We start from the raw sequence: 15,575 nt of genomic DNA, 5'->3' as shown, positions 1-15,575 counted from the left end.
GATTATTTTCAACAATAAAATGCTAAAAATTAATGGAGTAAAATTACCAAATACCCTTATAGGGGCTTAATTCAAACCAATTAAAGCTTGACTTAAATACCCGTGTAATTACTAGGAGTAATTGCTTTTAATTCGCTTTTGATGGCATCGGAAACCTCCAATGTCTCAATAAAATTGGCAATGGATTGTTGGTTGATAGCCTCGTTCGTCCGAGTCAATCCTTTTAGGGCTTCATAAGGATTTGAATAGGCCTCCCTTCGTAAGATGGTCTGTATGGCTTCTGCAACCACCGCCCAGTTGTTCTCCAAATCCTGTTCAAACTTATCTTGGTTAAGCAATAATTTGTTCAAGCCTTTAAGTGTTGCTTGAAATGCAATGATGGTATGTGCAAAAGGAACTCCAACATTTCTCAGAACAGTACTATCCGTAAGGTCTCTCTGCAACCTTGAAACAGGTAGCTTTGCAGACAGATGTTCAAAAAGGGCATTGGCAATACCTAGGTTTCCTTCGGAATTTTCAAAGTCGATTGGGTTTACCTTATGAGGCATGGCAGAAGACCCTACCTCACCTTTTTTAATTTTTTGTTTGAAGTAATCCATGGAAACGTACGTCCAGAAATCCCTGTCCAAATCAAGGATAATGGTGTTGATTCTTTTGAGTCCATCAAAAAGAGATGCCATATGGTCATAATGCTCAATTTGCGTGGTAGGGAAGGAGTGGTGTAGACCTAATTTTTCCTGCACGAACTTTTTACCAAAGGCTTTCCAGTCTATATTGGGATATGCCACTTTATGGGCATTGTAATTTCCGGTAGCACCTCCAAACTTGGCCGCACTTGGAATGTCGTTTAGTAAATTGAACTGCTCTTTTAACCTTTCTACAAAAACATCTACTTCTTTGCCCAAACGGGTTGGAGAGGCGGGCTGACCATGGGTTCTGGCCAACATGGGTACTGAAGCCCACTCTTTTGCCAATTCCTTTAATTTGTCAACGAGCTCCAAATAGCCAGGAACATAGACTTCGTTCATCGCTTCCTTTATGGAAAGTGGAATGGCGGTGTTGTTGATATCTTGAGAGGTCAATCCAAAATGGATGAACTCTTTATGTTCTGCCAAACCTAGTTTGTCAAAAGCCTTTTTAATAAAATATTCAACAGCTTTCACGTCATGGTTGGTCACTTTTTCAATATCCTTGATATCCTGTGCATCTTGGATATCAAAATTTTGATACAACTCCCTTAAGGCTGCGTATTTAGATGTGTCAAAAGACTTCAGTTGAGGTAGGGGTTCTTCGCAAAGTGCGATAAAATATTCTACTTCAACAAGTACCCTGTATTTTATGAGGGCTTCTTCTGAAAAGAAGTTGGACAATGCTTCGGCTTTATTTCTATAGCGCCCGTCTATGGGCGAAATGGCGTTTAAGGAAGTAAGCGACATAACGTAACTTTCTGGTTGGAAATTAAAACGGCAAAGATACCATATCATAATCGTTTATGATATTTTTTGCCAATGAAATATTGCTAAAAAAGGGTGGTCTAAGGGTTATTTCAATTTTGCCAAGGTGTGTCTGGCCCGTGCCTTATAAGCTGCACTTCCTGATGGGTAATTTTGCTCCAAAACCATTTTTAGTTCCGGATTGATCCAATCAAACTTACGGCCCAAAAGCAGCAAACAGGTCATGGAATAGGCCTGAGCCGCCACCTTGTGGTCGCCTATCAACCAATCAAAGCAACTGGATGCAATTTTTTCTAAATGGGAAGTGTTGAGCGTTTGTTGAACCGGATTGGAAGTTTTTGAAAAATAGGCAAGAGTAAGAAACTCACAGATTTTGGCAATGGGCCGCACCGCCGAATCTTGATGAACACGATGAATGTTTTTAATGAACATGTTTATATGTGGAAGCAAATAATCCAAATGTTCTTTGGCCGTAAATTCCATAACCCAGCATGCTCTGTTGGAAATAGGATCATCAACGTCAAACGCAATTTGCAAGAGTGGCCTCACCAAATTTGGATTTTGAAGGATGAGTTGCGCCATTTCTGACCGCTTTTCACGGGAGTGGTTCACATAATTGAGGCTATCATAAAGAGCTTCTTTTGTCAATTTTACAATTATTTAATTGCTTGAGAGCAATTTTTGAACTAATTCCGGAACGCCTTCCGCCGCTTTTTTGGGGATAATGGTCAAGTGATTAAAATCTCTTTCTGAAACCGCTGGCATAGGGTCAATGAAATATATTGGGGTGGATGGGTTGACATAATTGACCAATCCGGCAGCCGGGTATACCTGCATAGAAGTACCGATGATAAGTAAAATATCTGATTCCGAGGTGATTTCAACCGCCTTTTCAAGCATAGGTACTTGTTCTCCGAACCAAACAATGTGTGGTCTCAATTGATGACCTGCAGAACAGAGGTCGCCTATGTTTAAATCTTTACTCCAAGGTAGAACATCATTTTCGTTTCCGGTACTACGTGCCTTTAAGAGTTCGCCGTGTAGGTGTACTATATGGCTGCTTCCGGCCCTTTCATGTAGGTCATCTACATTTTGGGTAACGATAGTTACATCGTATTGCGACTCCAGATCTACCAAAGCCAAATGGGCTTTATTGGGGCTTACTTGCGGCAATTGTCTTCTTCTTTGGTTGTAAAAATCAAGTACTAATTCGGGGTTAGCATAAAAGCCTTGGGGCGAGGCCACTTCCATCACGTCGTGCCCTTCCCATAATCCACCGGAATCCCTGAAGGTGTTGATGCCACTCTCTGCACTTACTCCCGCGCCGGTCAAAACAGTAATTTTTTTCTTCATCGATATAAAAATAGAGTTTTTATTAATTTAGACGGATGGACCAAAAACAACTTCTTGAATTTTTAGAGGGTTTTATTTCGGAAGAACGAAAGCAACGTTTCATTGATATTTTACAAGAGCGCACCAAATTGATTACGGTAGCCATGGAAGATGTTTACCAATTGCACAACACCAGCGCCGTTATTAGAAGTTGCGATATTTTTGGGGTTCAAGAGGCGCATGTAATCGAAAATAGGTTTGGTAAACGTTTGGATAAGAAAATTGCCATGGGAGCCCAAAAATGGGTAGATGTACATCGGTATAAAACGACGACCGAATGTATCGATAGTTTAAAAACTAAGGGTTATAAGGTCATTGCTACTTCTCCCCATTATGATTCTTGCGATTTAAATGATTTTGAAATAACGGAAAAAACTGCTTTTTTCTTTGGTACGGAAAGGGAAGGACTCACCGATGAGGTGCTCGAAAAGAGTGATGGCTTTTTAAAGATTCCAATGCTTGGTTTTACCGAAAGTCTTAACATTTCAGTGGCTGTAGCCATTATTTTACATCAGTTATCTGCCCAATTAAGAACTACCAATTTGAATTGGAAACTAACAGAAGAAGAAATTCTGGATAAGCGGATTGATTGGACAAAGAAATCCATAAGGAGCATTGATAGTATCATGGAGAGATTGCAGAAGGAAGGTCTGACGGAGTTGTGATTTATAAAATTCCAAATGTAATTTTCGCTATCTTTAATTCATCAACCAACTAAAAAACAAATGTATATAGCACTTTAGATCCTAGTAGGTATTATAGCGCTGGTGATCTTATTGGCGTTAATAGCTCCCAAAACCTATCACGTTTCTCGCTCTGTAGTCATTGAAAAGCCCAGAAGTGAGGTGTTTAGTTATTTGAGGTCTTTAAAAAATATGGACGATTGGTCGCCTTGGGTCAAAAAAGACCCGAATATGGAAAAGAAAATTACAGGAACTGACGGAGAGGTTGGTGCGGTTAGTTATTGGAACGGGAATAAAGAAGTAGGTGAGGGGGAACAGGAAATTACTAAAATCATTCCTGAAGAGCGAATTGAGTCTGAGTTACGCTTTCTAAAGCCATTTGCTTCTACATCCGATGCTTATCTTCAAATTGATGAAGTTGATGTAACAAACTCCAAGGTCACATGGGGTTTTTCGGGTAAGAACAAATTTCCCATGAGCATCATGATGCTTTTTATGAGCATGGATAAAATGGTGGGTAAAGATTTTGAATCGGGATTAAGTGATTTAAAGTCCAAATTGCAGTAGATTATTTATTGGGCCAATTCCAATAACGCCACCTCATAGTCATTATCTAAACTTATTTCTCCGTTTTCAACTATCAATTCGGTGTTCGAATAGGTGTCGCGTAATTTTGTGCCATCGCCGAAAAAGCCTTTAACTGTCAGTGATTTTTTTCCTTTGGGAAGGTCCAGACCTATAATCACTTTATCCTTAAAATCATCTTTTACATACGCCCTACTAAATACATAAGGTGTTTTAGATAGTCTATTATGCCTTCCGGCCCCAACGGCCAAATGGTTATTTCTAAAACATCCTAATTTTTGCCAGTGTGACAGTATGTCCTTTTTTTCCGGAAGACTATCCAATTCATCCCAATTCATAAAGGAACGTAGATTGGCATCACCTATAACCGGATTGCCATCTGTACTATCCATAGATAGACTTCTTGCCGTTTCATCACCATAATAGATTTGGGAAGCCCCTGGTGTAAGCAGTAGAATATTGGCCGCTTTTTTTGGATTGGTTCTCTCACGGTCAAACGGATTTCCATCATCATGGGAAGATAGGTAATTGACCACTCCTTGATTTTCTAGTTTAGTATGTAACAGTTGATGGTATTTTTTAAAGATGTTTTCGTAATCTTTTTGGGCATCGTTCTTTAGTTCAAAATTGATAAGGCTTTTAAAACCATGATTAAAATAATCCACTTTTTTATCGCCAAAGTCATATTCCCTTCCACTAGAAATTCCATAGCCATAAACTTCGCCCATCATAAAAAATGGGGTGTTGTCCAAGACCTTATCAGGATTCATTTTTTTCCAATTCTCAAAAGCTTTGGAGGCCTCTGTATAAAGTTCGCTCCATGCTTTTTCATCGGCATGTTTTACAGTGTCTACCCTAAAGCCATCAATTCCCAATTGGTTTACATAGTCCGTTAGCCATTTTATGATATAAAATCTGGGAGCCCTAGGGTAGCCGGTTCGTTCAAAAAAAAGCTGTAGTTCATCCAATTCTTGACTGAGCCTGCCTTCCTCTTTCCATTTGGCCAATAAGGCATCTGGCAGTTCCACATCGGTATTAGAATCCGTATAAATATCCGGAAGATTCTCCACCAAAGTACATGCGGTAGTACCTTCATAATTGCTAAAATTACAAGGAGGAGTGGTTCGTACCCATTCTTCTGGCCACACAGGGTCTAATTCCGTAACAGGACCGGTATGGTTAAGCACTACATCCATTAGAATTCGAATACCGTTTTCATGTGCCGTCTTAACTAACTTTTGCAGATCTTTCCTATCACCAAAATTGGGGTCTAGAGCAGTCCAGTCTTTGGTCCAATAACCATGATAGGCGTAGGTATTGCCCGTTCCTTCATCTGTGGCCCCATGAATTTGCTCTACAACAGGAGTGAACCAAATGGCATTGACACCTAAATCAGAAAAATATCCTTCCTCAATTTTTTGGGTTATCCCTTGTATATCACCTCCCATAAAACCTCTTAAAGGCCCCGTGGGTTCCGTACGATTAAAGTTTAGGTCATTATCAGTGTTTTCATTATTGAAGCGGTCTGTCAATAAGAAATAAATATTGGCAGCTTCCCAGAGAAATGGTTTAGTAATGACGCTGTCTTCAATGTTCTCGCTTACAATGGTAGGTTCTTTGCTTTGTTCCTTTTTTTGTTCAACACATGAGTAAGCGAATAACAAAAGAAAGCACACGGCGAGTAGGTTCTTCATGGACATCTATTTTGTCTAAAGCTATAAAATGCCCGGAGGAAATCAAAGAATTATTTTTTGCGATTGAGGACTTTAAATTCCTCGTAGCAACTACTTACAGCATCCAAAATTTGAAGGTCGTTTGCCGTAGTGATAAATGATTTGGAATAATTACAGTTGTTAAGAATGTCTTCAATGTCTACCTTCTCTATTTGTAGAAGCTCCGTTAAGGTCTCGCGATCAAATTTGGAAGCCAATAAATCCCTGATTTGATCATCTTCCTTCATTTTGCGAAGTTTACGCATCTGGTTGGGTTGTTTTCCAAACAAATTTCGAAGAAGATCCGCTGGATTGAGGATGGCACCCAATACTTTGGTTACCGCACTGGGGTTTTTGTTCCCTCCTTCGTAACTCACAGAAAGACCGGAAATACTATATTGGTAGGAGTTGTTTATGGGGTAGTTCTTTACGTCTATTTCCAAATAACCGGTAAGTTGATAGGGTTTTACAATCACTTCTTCTAGTGCATATGCCAATTCTGTTAGGGCAATTTGAGTATTTTCAAACTTGAACATATCATTCGTTACCCTAATTTTCTGAGATTTGAAACCTAAAAACGAAAAGTAAATAATATCATCTACCGCTGCCGAAACGGTAAACTCACCATTTTGATCCGTAATAGTGCCAATGACCTGGGTAAGGTTGACCACGTGAACGCTTTCCATGGCTTTTTCGGTTTGGGCATTTACAACTACCGCTTTCAATGGCTGCAGTTCCGGTTCTTCATCTTGGGCAAAAATGGCGGTAGTAGATATTAACAGGAAAAGGGTAAGGAGTGCTCTCATTAACTTATAAATGGAAATTTAAAAGTACTAAACAAAACGAAAAAATACGCCGAAGCGTATTTTTTAATATATGATTAACTAAAAGAAGTCACTTCTGTTTTTCTTGCTACGCCTTTTTCCGGAGAAGCTTGAGCCTTTCTTAGAACTACTGTTGTCATTTCTTCTACCTCGGTTACCTCCGCGATCTCTATCCCGGCCTCTTCTTTTGGATTTGCCCTTTCTACCTCGTAAGCCATCGCCACCAGGATTTTTGGAAATCTCCACATTTATAAACCTTCCTTCCAGTTTAAAATCCGTAAAGAATTGTAAAATGGCTTCGGTGTGTGCCTCATCTGTGTTAAAGAATGAAAAGGTATCTTTGGTATCCACCTTGTAAACATCTTCTTTTCCTAGGTTGAGCGTATCCCTTAAAAAGTCTTTTAAACTCATCCAGTCATAACCATCCTTTTCACCTACATTAATAAAGTAGCGAACAGAACCATTATTTGAACCACCTCTATCAGAACCTCGGTCGTTACCTCCACTATTGAGGTCCTTGGTCTTGTTGTAGTAGTTGGAGAATCTTGTAAACTCTACCGAAACGATTTTTTTGATTAGTTCGTCCCTGTCAATACCTTCCAAAACCTCATTGATGGCAGGTAAATAGTTCTCTACATCCTTATTGATTTTGGTCTCCTTTATTTTGTTGGCCAAGTGGTACAACTGAATTTCACAAATTTCAATTCCTGTTGGAATATTTTTGCTGATAAAGTTTTGCTTAACTATTTTTTCTATAGAGCGAATTTTACGCAATTCGCTTTTGGTAACGATTACCATTGAAATACCAGATTTACCGGCCCTACCTGTTCTACCGCTACGGTGGGTGTAGGTTTCAATTTCATCTGGTAATTGATAATTGATAACATGGGTTATGTCATCAACATCTATTCCACGGGCGGCCACATCTGTTGCCACCAGCATTTGTATTTGTTTTTTACGGAAGGCGTTCATAACCAAATCTCTTTGGTTTTGGCTTAAATCTCCGTGCAAGGCCCCGGCATTGTAACCGTCTTCTATTAATTTTTCGGCAACCTTTTGAGTATCCCTTTTAGTTCTACAGAATACCACCGAAAAAATATCTGGATTGGCATCTGCCAAACGCTTAAGTGCGGGGTACCTGTCCCTTCCGCTTACTACATAATATTCGTGGTCCACATTGGTAGAACCGGCATTTTTGGTGCCAACTGTAATTTCAGTTGGGTTATGCATGAATTTTTTGGCAATAACGGAAACCTCCTTGGGCATAGTAGCGCTAAACAACCATGTAGATTTATCTTGCGGAGTGTTGGATAAAATATCCTTGATATCCTCATAAAAGCCCATGTTGAGCATTTCATCTGCTTCATCTAGAATACAATAGTCAATTTTGGAAATATCTACCAAACCACGGCCAATCATATCCTTCATTCTACCAGGAGTGGCCACCACTATCTGGGCTCCTCTTTTAATTTGTCTGGCCTGTTCCGTTATACTGGCTCCACCATAGATGGCAACCGTGCTTAAACCCTTCACATATTTGGAATATGCTTGCATTTCTGTGGTAATCTGTAAGCACAATTCTCGGGTAGGGGATAAAATAAGCCCTTGAGTGGTCCTGCTATTGACATCCAGCTTTTGAATAAGTGGGAAACCAAATGCTGCAGTTTTACCTGTTCCGGTCTGGGCCAGAGCCACTAGATCGGACTCGTTTTCCAATAAAATTGGGATTGCTTTTTCTTGCACTTCGGACGGACTCTCAAAGCCCATATCCTTAATAGCATTCAATAGGGCATCATTTAGCCCCAATGCTTCAAATTTTGTCATATAAGTTATACTTAAATCGCTAATAGGTGTGTTGCTTAGAGCGATTATCGTGTATAACCCTAGTACTCAGTGCAACACCTGCCATACCGGCGGCGTTAAAAATAAGCGGCAAAGGTAAGCTTATTTATTTAGAAATGAAGATCTTTTATTATTATCCGATTAAAGGGACAATATATACCCGTATAAGGACAAAGCAATACCTATAAAGCCAGACCCGATCATTAGCCAAGTAAAGGTCTGTTGCAATTTGGGGTTTTCTTGAATGATTAGACATACCACTCCAAAAACAACGCTTATTTGTAGAAAAAGAATGCCCATATTAATTTTTCCTACGGTCTCTTTCAAGGTTTTTGCTTTCTCTCGCCACTCACGAAGACCAATGATTTTACCCATTTCCCCGTCTAAATCCTGTGCCCAAGAGCTTGGAGGAATATTTGCGGAACCCATTAAGATTTCTGTTTTTTCCGCCTCGTATTTAATTACCAGTTGTTTGGTCTTTTCAATTTTTTCCTTCATGGCCGCGGATCGTTCCCTGTCTATCATCCCTGTACTTAACAGGGCAATTAAAAAATCGCGTTCATTTTCCTTCATTACCTGCTTAATACTTTTGGCGTTGTACCAATCTGAATAGCTTACTTCATTATTATCTGCATCTGTAATTTTCTTTTCAAAAGAGTTGTTGATTACTTCCATAATGGCCAGTAGGGCAACAAAAAATATAATCAGTACTCCCCCGCGCTCCTCTATTTTTCTACTTTGTGATGACATGATTGTTTTTTAAGAATTGTACAAGTTGGTCTATGGCTTTTCCTCGATGGCTAATTTTATTTTTTACATCGATCGTTAATTGAGCAAAAGTTTGGTCATATCCTAAGGGTTTGAAAATAGGGTCATATCCAAAACCCTTTTCACCTTGCTTGCCTATGGTAATTTCGCCGTGGGCCTCTCCTTTAAATAGGTAGTTTTGTTCTGGTAAATTTAAAGCTATAACGGTTTTAAAATAGGCTCGTCTATCATTTTCATCTTTAAGTTCATGAAGCAATTTGGCCATATTGTCTTCAGAATTTTTATGATTTCCTGCATATCTGGCAGAATAAACACCAGGTTTACCATTTAGAGCGTTAACTAAAAGCCCCGTATCATCAGAAAAACAAGGTAGATCATACTTTTTGGTAACATAGTTTGCTTTAATTTGGGCATTTTCTTCCAAGGTAGTGCCTGTTTCCTCAATTTCGTCAAAACAAGAAATGTCCGTTAGTGAAAGAAGAACTATGTAATCTGGCATTAATAGCTTTACTTCTTGAAATTTGTTTTGGTTATGTGTGGCGAAGACAAGTTTCATTTGGAGGATATATGTATTATACGTTTGGGATGCTTCTTATGGACGTAAAATAGTTAATTTTGTTTGTGAAATTTCCATTTATGCAGTTAAAAGTACCTCCTGTTATAGTTTTTCTTTTCTTCAGTGCTTTGATGTTTCTTTTGGCCAAGGTCTTGCCTGTTGGCTATTTTGATTTTTTTGGGAGGACCTATTTAATGATTGGGCTGTTGGTGATGGCATCTATTGTGGTTATATGGGCCTTGTTTCAGTTTTATAGTAGGAAAACAACTGTAGATCCACGTGACCCGTCAAAAACAACCACTTTGGTAGATAGTGGAGTTTATGCCTACTCCAGAAACCCCATGTATTTGGCTATGCTCATGGTGCTTTTGGCTTTTGGGCTTTGGTTGGGCAATGCTTTCAATACATTGTTAGCAGCTGGTTTTGTGGGGTATATGAACAGGTTTCAGATAGAACCTGAAGAAAGGTCTCTTGAGTCAATTTTTGGCAAGGAGTATAGACAATACTGTCTCAAAGTTAGAAGATGGTTTTAGTTTATAAGGATACTAGCTTCTATTTCAATAAATAAGCTTTTTAGCTTATTTTTTTATTTATTAGCTTTTTAGTTAATATTTTAATAAATTAGCTTATAAACTAATAACAATGGTAGCGGTAATAACAGGAGATATCATAGGTTCTGGAAATCACAGCTCGTCTACATGGCTTCCGATATTAAAAAAGCATTTATCCAAATTAGGTAAATCTCCCCATGATTGGGAAGTGTACAGAGGAGATGAATTTCAACTTAAAATAACTGCCAAGGAAGCACTGGTGCAAGCTATATATATAAAGGCCTTGTTAAAAACAATAAAAGGACTGGATGCCCGGATAGGAGTAGGTCTAGGCGGGGAAGACTATCAAGGTCAGGGAGTAAGTGAGTCCAATGGAACGGCATATCAAAGATCGGGCAGAACATTTGAGCATCTAAAAGAGGATAAAATAAATTTGAGTATTGCAACGGGAAACAAAAATCATGACCGTATTTTTAACCTCATGCTCAAATTTGCGTTGCATATTATGGATGATTGGAGTCCGGTTTCAGCAGAAATAGTGGTTTTGGCGCTAGATTATCCAGATGCATCTCAGCAAGAAATAGCAAACCGTTTAGGTATTCAACAATCGGCCGTAAGCCAAAGACAAAAAAGGGCGCGGTTGGATTTAGTGTTAGAATTATTGGAGTTTTATAGAGAGAATCTTAAAGAAGTGAACTAATATGATTTTGTTTACCAAATTGTTCTTGGCCCATTTAATTGGGGATTTTTTATTGCAGCCCGGTCGTTGGGTCATACACAAAGAGGCGAATAAAATAAAATCAAAATACCTATATGTTCATGTACTTGTACATTTTTTGATTTCAATGGTATTACTATGGGATTTAGATTACTTACTTCCAGTAGCCATTATTACCTTCTCCCATTACTTGATAGACCTTGCCAAATTATACGCCACACCATACTTTAAATTAAAAAGTGTGCCTTTTTTTATAGACCAGGTATTACATTTAATTGTAATATACATGGTGGTCTATTACCAAAATTTGTCGCCTCATACAGCAATGCTCTTTTCTAAAATTGATTGGGGTCTGGTAACAGCAATCGTCTTTGTGAGTTTTCCTTCTTCCATTATCATGGGAAAACTGTTGGAAGCCATGTCCGATAAAATAGAACTAGACCATAAATCCCTGCCAAACGCAGGAAAGTACATTGGCATCATTGAGCGCCTTTTTGTTCTTATGTTCATTATTATGGGTAGGTGGGAGGCCATTGGACTTTTGATCGGAGCAAAATCGGTCTTTAGGTTCAATGATTTAAAAGAAAGTAATAACCGTAAATTAACGGAATACATCCTCATAGGTACCCTGTTAAGTTTTGGGCTGGCCATAATATCCGGTATAGTTTACCAAGCATTTTAATTGTTTGGAAAATTAAAGTTTTCAAGAGCTTGTAATTTTAAAATAAGTGTCAATGCGAACGGATTAGTTATAAGAGTAACTTTTCATGACTTTACTAAAAATCACTCGTAATTAATCTTTATTTTTGTGCCTTAATTTTTCAATGAGGCAATGGTAGCAACAAACAGAAAATATGTTTTTGATTTTGATAGCACCTTAACTAGGGTAGAGGCACTGGATGTACTGGCCGAAATGACCCTTAAGGACAAATCGAACAAAGAAGAGATTATCAATCAAATTCAGGAAATTACCAACTTAGGAATCGATGGGGATATTTCCTTTACCGAGTCCTTGGAGCGCCGTATTAAATTGCTAAAAGCCCACAAAGATGATTTAGGTCCTTTAGTTGATGAGCTCCGACAAAAAATTTCCAAGTCCATTGCTGCCAACAAAGAGTTTTTTGAAAAATTTTCCGATGATATTTATGTGATTTCATGCGGATTTAAAGAGTTTATAGACCCTATAGTAGAAGAATACCAAATTCCTTCCAATAGGGTTTATGCCAATACCTTTAAGTTTGATGAACAAGGAAATATTATTGGTTTTGATGAAGAAAATGTACTATCTCAGCACAACGGTAAAATTGCCTGTTTGCGAGATATGGATTTAGAAGGCGAAGTTCAGGTAATTGGTGATGGTTACAGTGATTATGTAATGAAAGAAGCCGGAATTGCCGATAAGTTTTTTGCCTACACTGAAAATGTGCACCGTGAGAAAGCCGCTAGTAAGGCAGACCATGTGGCCCCTAACCTAGATGAATTTTTATTTGTGAACGATTTACCAAGAAATTACTCGTACCCTAAGAACAGAATTAAAATCTTACTGTTGGAAAATGTACATCCGGCGGCACTTGAAAACCTTTCTAAAGATGGTTTCTCTGTAGAGCTGGTCAAAAACAGTCTTCCAGAAGAGGAGTTAATTGAAAAAATTAAAGGTGTTCACGTTTTAGGGATCCGCTCCAAAACCCAGGTGACCCAAAAAGTTTTGGATGCCGGCAATAAACTATTGGTGGTAGGTGCTTTTTGTATTGGAACCACCCAAATAGATTTGGATTATGCCCGTAAAAAAGGGGTGGCCGTCTTTAATGCTCCTTACAGTAATACTCGTTCCGTAGTAGAATTGGCCATTGGTGAAATCATTATGTTAATGCGTAGCGTGGTTGCCAGAAGTGCTGAAATCCATAGCGGACAATGGCAAAAAACCGCTGTAGGTTCACGCGAAGTAAGAGGTAAGAACCTTGGTATTGTTGGTTATGGTAATATTGGAAAACAACTTTCCATACTTGCCGAAGCCATTGGTATGCGGGTGTATTATTACGATGTAGAGGATAAACTGTCTTTGGGTAATACCAAAAAATGTAATTCCTTAGAAGACCTTTTAAATGTTTCGGATGTGGTAACGCTCCACGTAGATGACAACAAGGCCAACAAAAACTTTATTGGAGAAAGGGAAATTAATCAAATGCGCGATGGTGCTATGTTAATCAATCTTTCTAGAGGATTTGTGGTGGATATTGAAGCGTTGGCAGAAGCTTTAAAAAGTGGTAAACTTGGCGGAGCTGCTATAGATGTATATCCAGAGGAACCCAGAAGTAACGGTGAGTTTTACACTGCTCTACAGGGTATCCCCAATGTAATTTTAACGCCGCATGTTGGCGGTAGTACAGAAGAAGCCCAAAGAGATATTGCAGATTTCGTTCCTAATAAAATCATGGATTATATCAATACAGGTAACTCTGTAGATGCGGTAAACTTCCCTAATATACGTTTGCCAAAACAGCAAAAAGCGCATAGGTTCCTACATATTCACAAGAACGTACCTGGTATTATGGCTAAGATCAACGAGGTATTGGCTTCCTATGAATTGAATATCCTGGGTCAATATCTTTCTACAGATAGTGATGTAGGATATGTAATTACTGATGTTGATAGAGAATATGATAAGGATGTTATCAAGGCATTGAAAAGAGTAGATAACACTATTAAATTTAGAGTGCTTTACTAGTAGTATAGAATAAAGGAAGTAAAAAAGCCCTCGTTTGAGGGCTTTTTTCATGCTGTGTTTGGTAGCTAGTTTACATAAGTACTCCTTTTTCTGCCTTAACCGGAGGAGGAAGTTCCGTTTCACCCAAAATCTCCCTTAAATCAATTTCTATGGTTCTGCAAAGGGATAACATTGGAATGTCATTTGACATCCTCTGAAATGGATTTTCAGAATAGTCTCCAACCAATTCCATCATAATATAAACCCAACCTAAAAGGACGCAGATGGGAACGGCCAGCCAAAAATTAATTTTTTGGGCATCTAAAACTTCGGGCATCATGCTAAAAGGAAGTAGAAAAATAAATATCCCTACAAAATAATAGCTCATATTGGCATACTGACGCGGAAAAGGAAACTTTTTTATCCGCTCGTTTTTTCCTTGTAATTCAAAAAATGTTCTTAGTATTTCCTGCATTTTAATATGCCTAAAATCGTCTATCAAACCTTCTTCCCTCAAATCCCTTAAATCCCTTGATTGTTCATTGATGATTTGTGTGGCGGTATTTGCTTTCGATTTCAACCTTATATACTCTTCTTCGCCAAGAAAATTTTTCAGTTCCCTAAACTCCTCTTTATCACTTATTAAACCTACTCCAAAACTTTCTTCCAGCCTTTCTGCATGCCTAGTGGTAAGTCCACCTTGGCTAACATGCTCCCAAGGAGTGGGTACCAACAATTGCTCTCTATGTGTGTAAAGCCAACCTATGTGCCTATAGATCAATCTTTTTTTTATGGACTGTAGTTCCGTTTCACTTCGTTTAGTTCGGGTATTTAGATTGGTAATATAACCATCTACGTGCATGGCCCAAGCCCTACTGTCATTTACAATACCGCCCCAAATTTTTCGGGCTTCCCACATTCTACCATATGATTGGTTGTTCTTGAAACCTACGTAAAACGCCACAGCGGTACCGATTACGGAAACAGGAAGCCATGGAATTTTAAAGGAAATTATGTTGAAGCGATATAAAACAGCTACTCCACCCATAAAAAGAAAAAGCCAAACAATATGATGAAAAGACCAATTAAAGAGTTTTTTAAGGGGTATGCCCTTGGATACGATCATAGTCCGTTATTTAGTTAGACTACTAAAGTAGAAAAGTTGATAGGCTTTTAGGAATTGTAATAGTGGTTTTTTTAAAACTATCGATGATGGTAAGGCTCGTTTCGTAAAATGGTAAAGGCCCTATAAATCTGTTCTGTGACAAACAAACGTACCATTTGGTGGGAGAAGGTCATTTTGGATAAGCTAATTTTTCCTTGTGCCGCGGTATATACCTCGTCACTAAAGCCGTAGGGTCCTCCAATGACCAAAACCAGTTGCTTGATCCCGGCGTTCATTTTTTTCTGCAGGTATTCTGAAAAGCCTACCGATGAAAGGTGTTTTCCACTTTCGTCCAAAAGAACTAAGACATCCGTGGGAACCAATTTTTTAAGAATCAATTCGCCTTCTTTTTCCTTTTGCTGGGTTTCCGAAAGGTTTTTGACGTTTTTTATATCCGGAATAAGCTCAATTTCAAATTTGATATAATGTTTTAGTCTTTTCTCGTATTCCGAAATAAGGCTTTGTAACGGTTTGCTGTCCGTTTTTCCTATGGCGAGCAATTTTATGGTCATGCGCAAATATAATTCCATTTTGGAAAACCAAGGTTGTCAATAATTACTCTGGCAAGTCCTCATTTTACCCTTAACATTTCTTAATTTAGCCCAAAGCATACTTCTATTT

At 38.5% G+C, this 15,575-nt stretch carries 16 protein-coding genes; 6 read left to right on the top strand and 10 right to left on the bottom strand.

The genetic code is table 11. The features are described 5' to 3' along the window. Nucleotides 1-92: 92 nt before the first annotated feature. From purB to IL355_RS08715, 3 genes are all read right to left on the bottom strand, one after another. On the bottom strand, nucleotides 93-1,436 hold the full coding sequence (purB, locus tag IL355_RS08725; RefSeq protein ID WP_192461778.1) for an adenylosuccinate lyase: 1,344 nt from the start codon (nucleotides 1,434-1,436) through the stop codon (nucleotides 93-95). A 105-nt stretch (nucleotides 1,437-1,541) separates the two neighbouring features. Beyond that, a complete protein-coding gene (locus IL355_RS08720; RefSeq protein WP_192461777.1) occupies nucleotides 1,542-2,102 on the bottom strand; it encodes an adenylosuccinate lyase in 561 nt (186 codons plus the stop codon). 12 nt (nucleotides 2,103-2,114) lie between these two features. Continuing rightward, nucleotides 2,115-2,807: an SIR2 family NAD-dependent protein deacylase gene (locus tag IL355_RS08715; protein WP_192461776.1), complete on the bottom strand. Its 693-nt coding sequence runs from the start codon at nucleotides 2,805-2,807 to the stop codon at nucleotides 2,115-2,117. A 35-nt stretch (nucleotides 2,808-2,842) separates the two neighbouring features. Here IL355_RS08715 and IL355_RS08710 point away from each other — a divergent pair, with 35 nt between their 5' ends. Together IL355_RS08710 and IL355_RS08705 are read left to right on the top strand one after the other, a co-directional pair. Continuing rightward, the gene (locus IL355_RS08710) at nucleotides 2,843-3,511 is read left to right on the top strand and encodes a TrmH family RNA methyltransferase (RefSeq protein WP_192461775.1); all 669 of its coding nucleotides are present in this window, start codon (nucleotides 2,843-2,845) and stop codon (nucleotides 3,509-3,511) included. 102 nt (nucleotides 3,512-3,613) lie between these two features. Further along, nucleotides 3,614-4,096, top strand: coding sequence for an SRPBCC family protein (locus tag IL355_RS08705; protein WP_317175481.1), 483 nt, complete (start codon nucleotides 3,614-3,616; stop codon nucleotides 4,094-4,096). A gap of 5 nt (nucleotides 4,097-4,101) precedes the next feature. Here IL355_RS08705 and IL355_RS08700 read toward each other — a convergent pair whose 3' ends face one another. The 5 genes from IL355_RS08700 to IL355_RS08680 all read right to left on the bottom strand — a co-directional run bounded on the left by IL355_RS08700 (nucleotide 4,102) and on the right by IL355_RS08680 (nucleotide 9,816). Then, a complete protein-coding gene (locus tag IL355_RS08700) occupies nucleotides 4,102-5,808 on the bottom strand; it encodes an alpha-amylase family glycosyl hydrolase (protein ID WP_192461774.1) in 1,707 nt (568 codons plus the stop codon). Between the two features lie 50 nt (nucleotides 5,809-5,858). Continuing rightward, on the bottom strand, nucleotides 5,859-6,632 hold the full coding sequence (locus IL355_RS08695) for a carboxypeptidase-like regulatory domain-containing protein (protein WP_192461773.1): 774 nt from the start codon (nucleotides 6,630-6,632) through the stop codon (nucleotides 5,859-5,861). A 78-nt stretch (nucleotides 6,633-6,710) separates the two neighbouring features. After that, nucleotides 6,711-8,474, bottom strand: coding sequence for a DEAD/DEAH box helicase (locus tag IL355_RS08690; protein ID WP_192461772.1), 1,764 nt, complete (start codon nucleotides 8,472-8,474; stop codon nucleotides 6,711-6,713). Between the two features lie 159 nt (nucleotides 8,475-8,633). Further along, nucleotides 8,634-9,242: a DUF4337 family protein gene (locus tag IL355_RS08685; protein WP_192461771.1), complete on the bottom strand. Its 609-nt coding sequence runs from the start codon at nucleotides 9,240-9,242 to the stop codon at nucleotides 8,634-8,636. After that, complete coding sequence (locus tag IL355_RS08680) at nucleotides 9,226-9,816, bottom strand: non-canonical purine NTP diphosphatase (protein ID WP_192461770.1); 591 nt, start codon at nucleotides 9,814-9,816, stop codon at nucleotides 9,226-9,228. Before IL355_RS08680 ends, IL355_RS08685 begins: the two co-directional genes overlap by 17 nt. Nucleotides 9,817-9,896: 80 nt before the next feature. On the opposite strand from IL355_RS08680, the gene IL355_RS08675 reads away from it, so the two are divergent. The 4 genes from IL355_RS08675 to serA all read left to right on the top strand — a co-directional run bounded on the left by IL355_RS08675 (nucleotide 9,897) and on the right by serA (nucleotide 13,810). After that, the gene (locus IL355_RS08675; protein ID WP_192461769.1) at nucleotides 9,897-10,349 is read left to right on the top strand and encodes a methyltransferase family protein; all 453 of its coding nucleotides are present in this window, start codon (nucleotides 9,897-9,899) and stop codon (nucleotides 10,347-10,349) included. 109 nt (nucleotides 10,350-10,458) lie between these two features. Then, on the top strand, nucleotides 10,459-11,067 hold the full coding sequence (locus IL355_RS08670; RefSeq protein WP_192461768.1) for a SatD family protein: 609 nt from the start codon (nucleotides 10,459-10,461) through the stop codon (nucleotides 11,065-11,067). Between the two features lies 1 nt (nucleotide 11,068). Then, complete coding sequence (locus tag IL355_RS08665; protein WP_192461767.1) at nucleotides 11,069-11,767, top strand: DUF3307 domain-containing protein; 699 nt, start codon at nucleotides 11,069-11,071, stop codon at nucleotides 11,765-11,767. Nucleotides 11,768-11,917: 150 nt separating this feature from the next. Further along, nucleotides 11,918-13,810 carry a phosphoglycerate dehydrogenase gene (gene serA / locus IL355_RS08660; RefSeq protein WP_192461766.1) on the top strand — a complete coding sequence of 631 codons (1,893 nt, stop codon included), beginning with the start codon at nucleotides 11,918-11,920 and terminating at the stop codon, nucleotides 13,808-13,810. Nucleotides 13,811-13,880: 70 nt separating this feature from the next. Here serA and IL355_RS08655 read toward each other — a convergent pair whose 3' ends face one another. After that, a complete protein-coding gene (locus IL355_RS08655; RefSeq protein ID WP_192461765.1) occupies nucleotides 13,881-14,915 on the bottom strand; it encodes a bestrophin family protein in 1,035 nt (344 codons plus the stop codon). 77 nt (nucleotides 14,916-14,992) lie between these two features. Continuing rightward, nucleotides 14,993-15,466 carry a 23S rRNA (pseudouridine(1915)-N(3))-methyltransferase RlmH gene (gene rlmH / locus IL355_RS08650; protein ID WP_192462118.1) on the bottom strand — a complete coding sequence of 158 codons (474 nt, stop codon included), beginning with the start codon at nucleotides 15,464-15,466 and terminating at the stop codon, nucleotides 14,993-14,995. Nucleotides 15,467-15,575: the final 109 nt, after the last annotated feature.

The sequence above is a fragment of the Euzebyella saccharophila genome (genome assembly GCF_014855495.1).
GTDB classification, from domain to species: domain Bacteria; phylum Bacteroidota; class Bacteroidia; order Flavobacteriales; family Flavobacteriaceae; genus Euzebyella; species Euzebyella saccharophila.
Note: the sequence above shows the minus strand (reverse complement) of the source record. Positions and strands in the feature narration are given on the sequence as shown.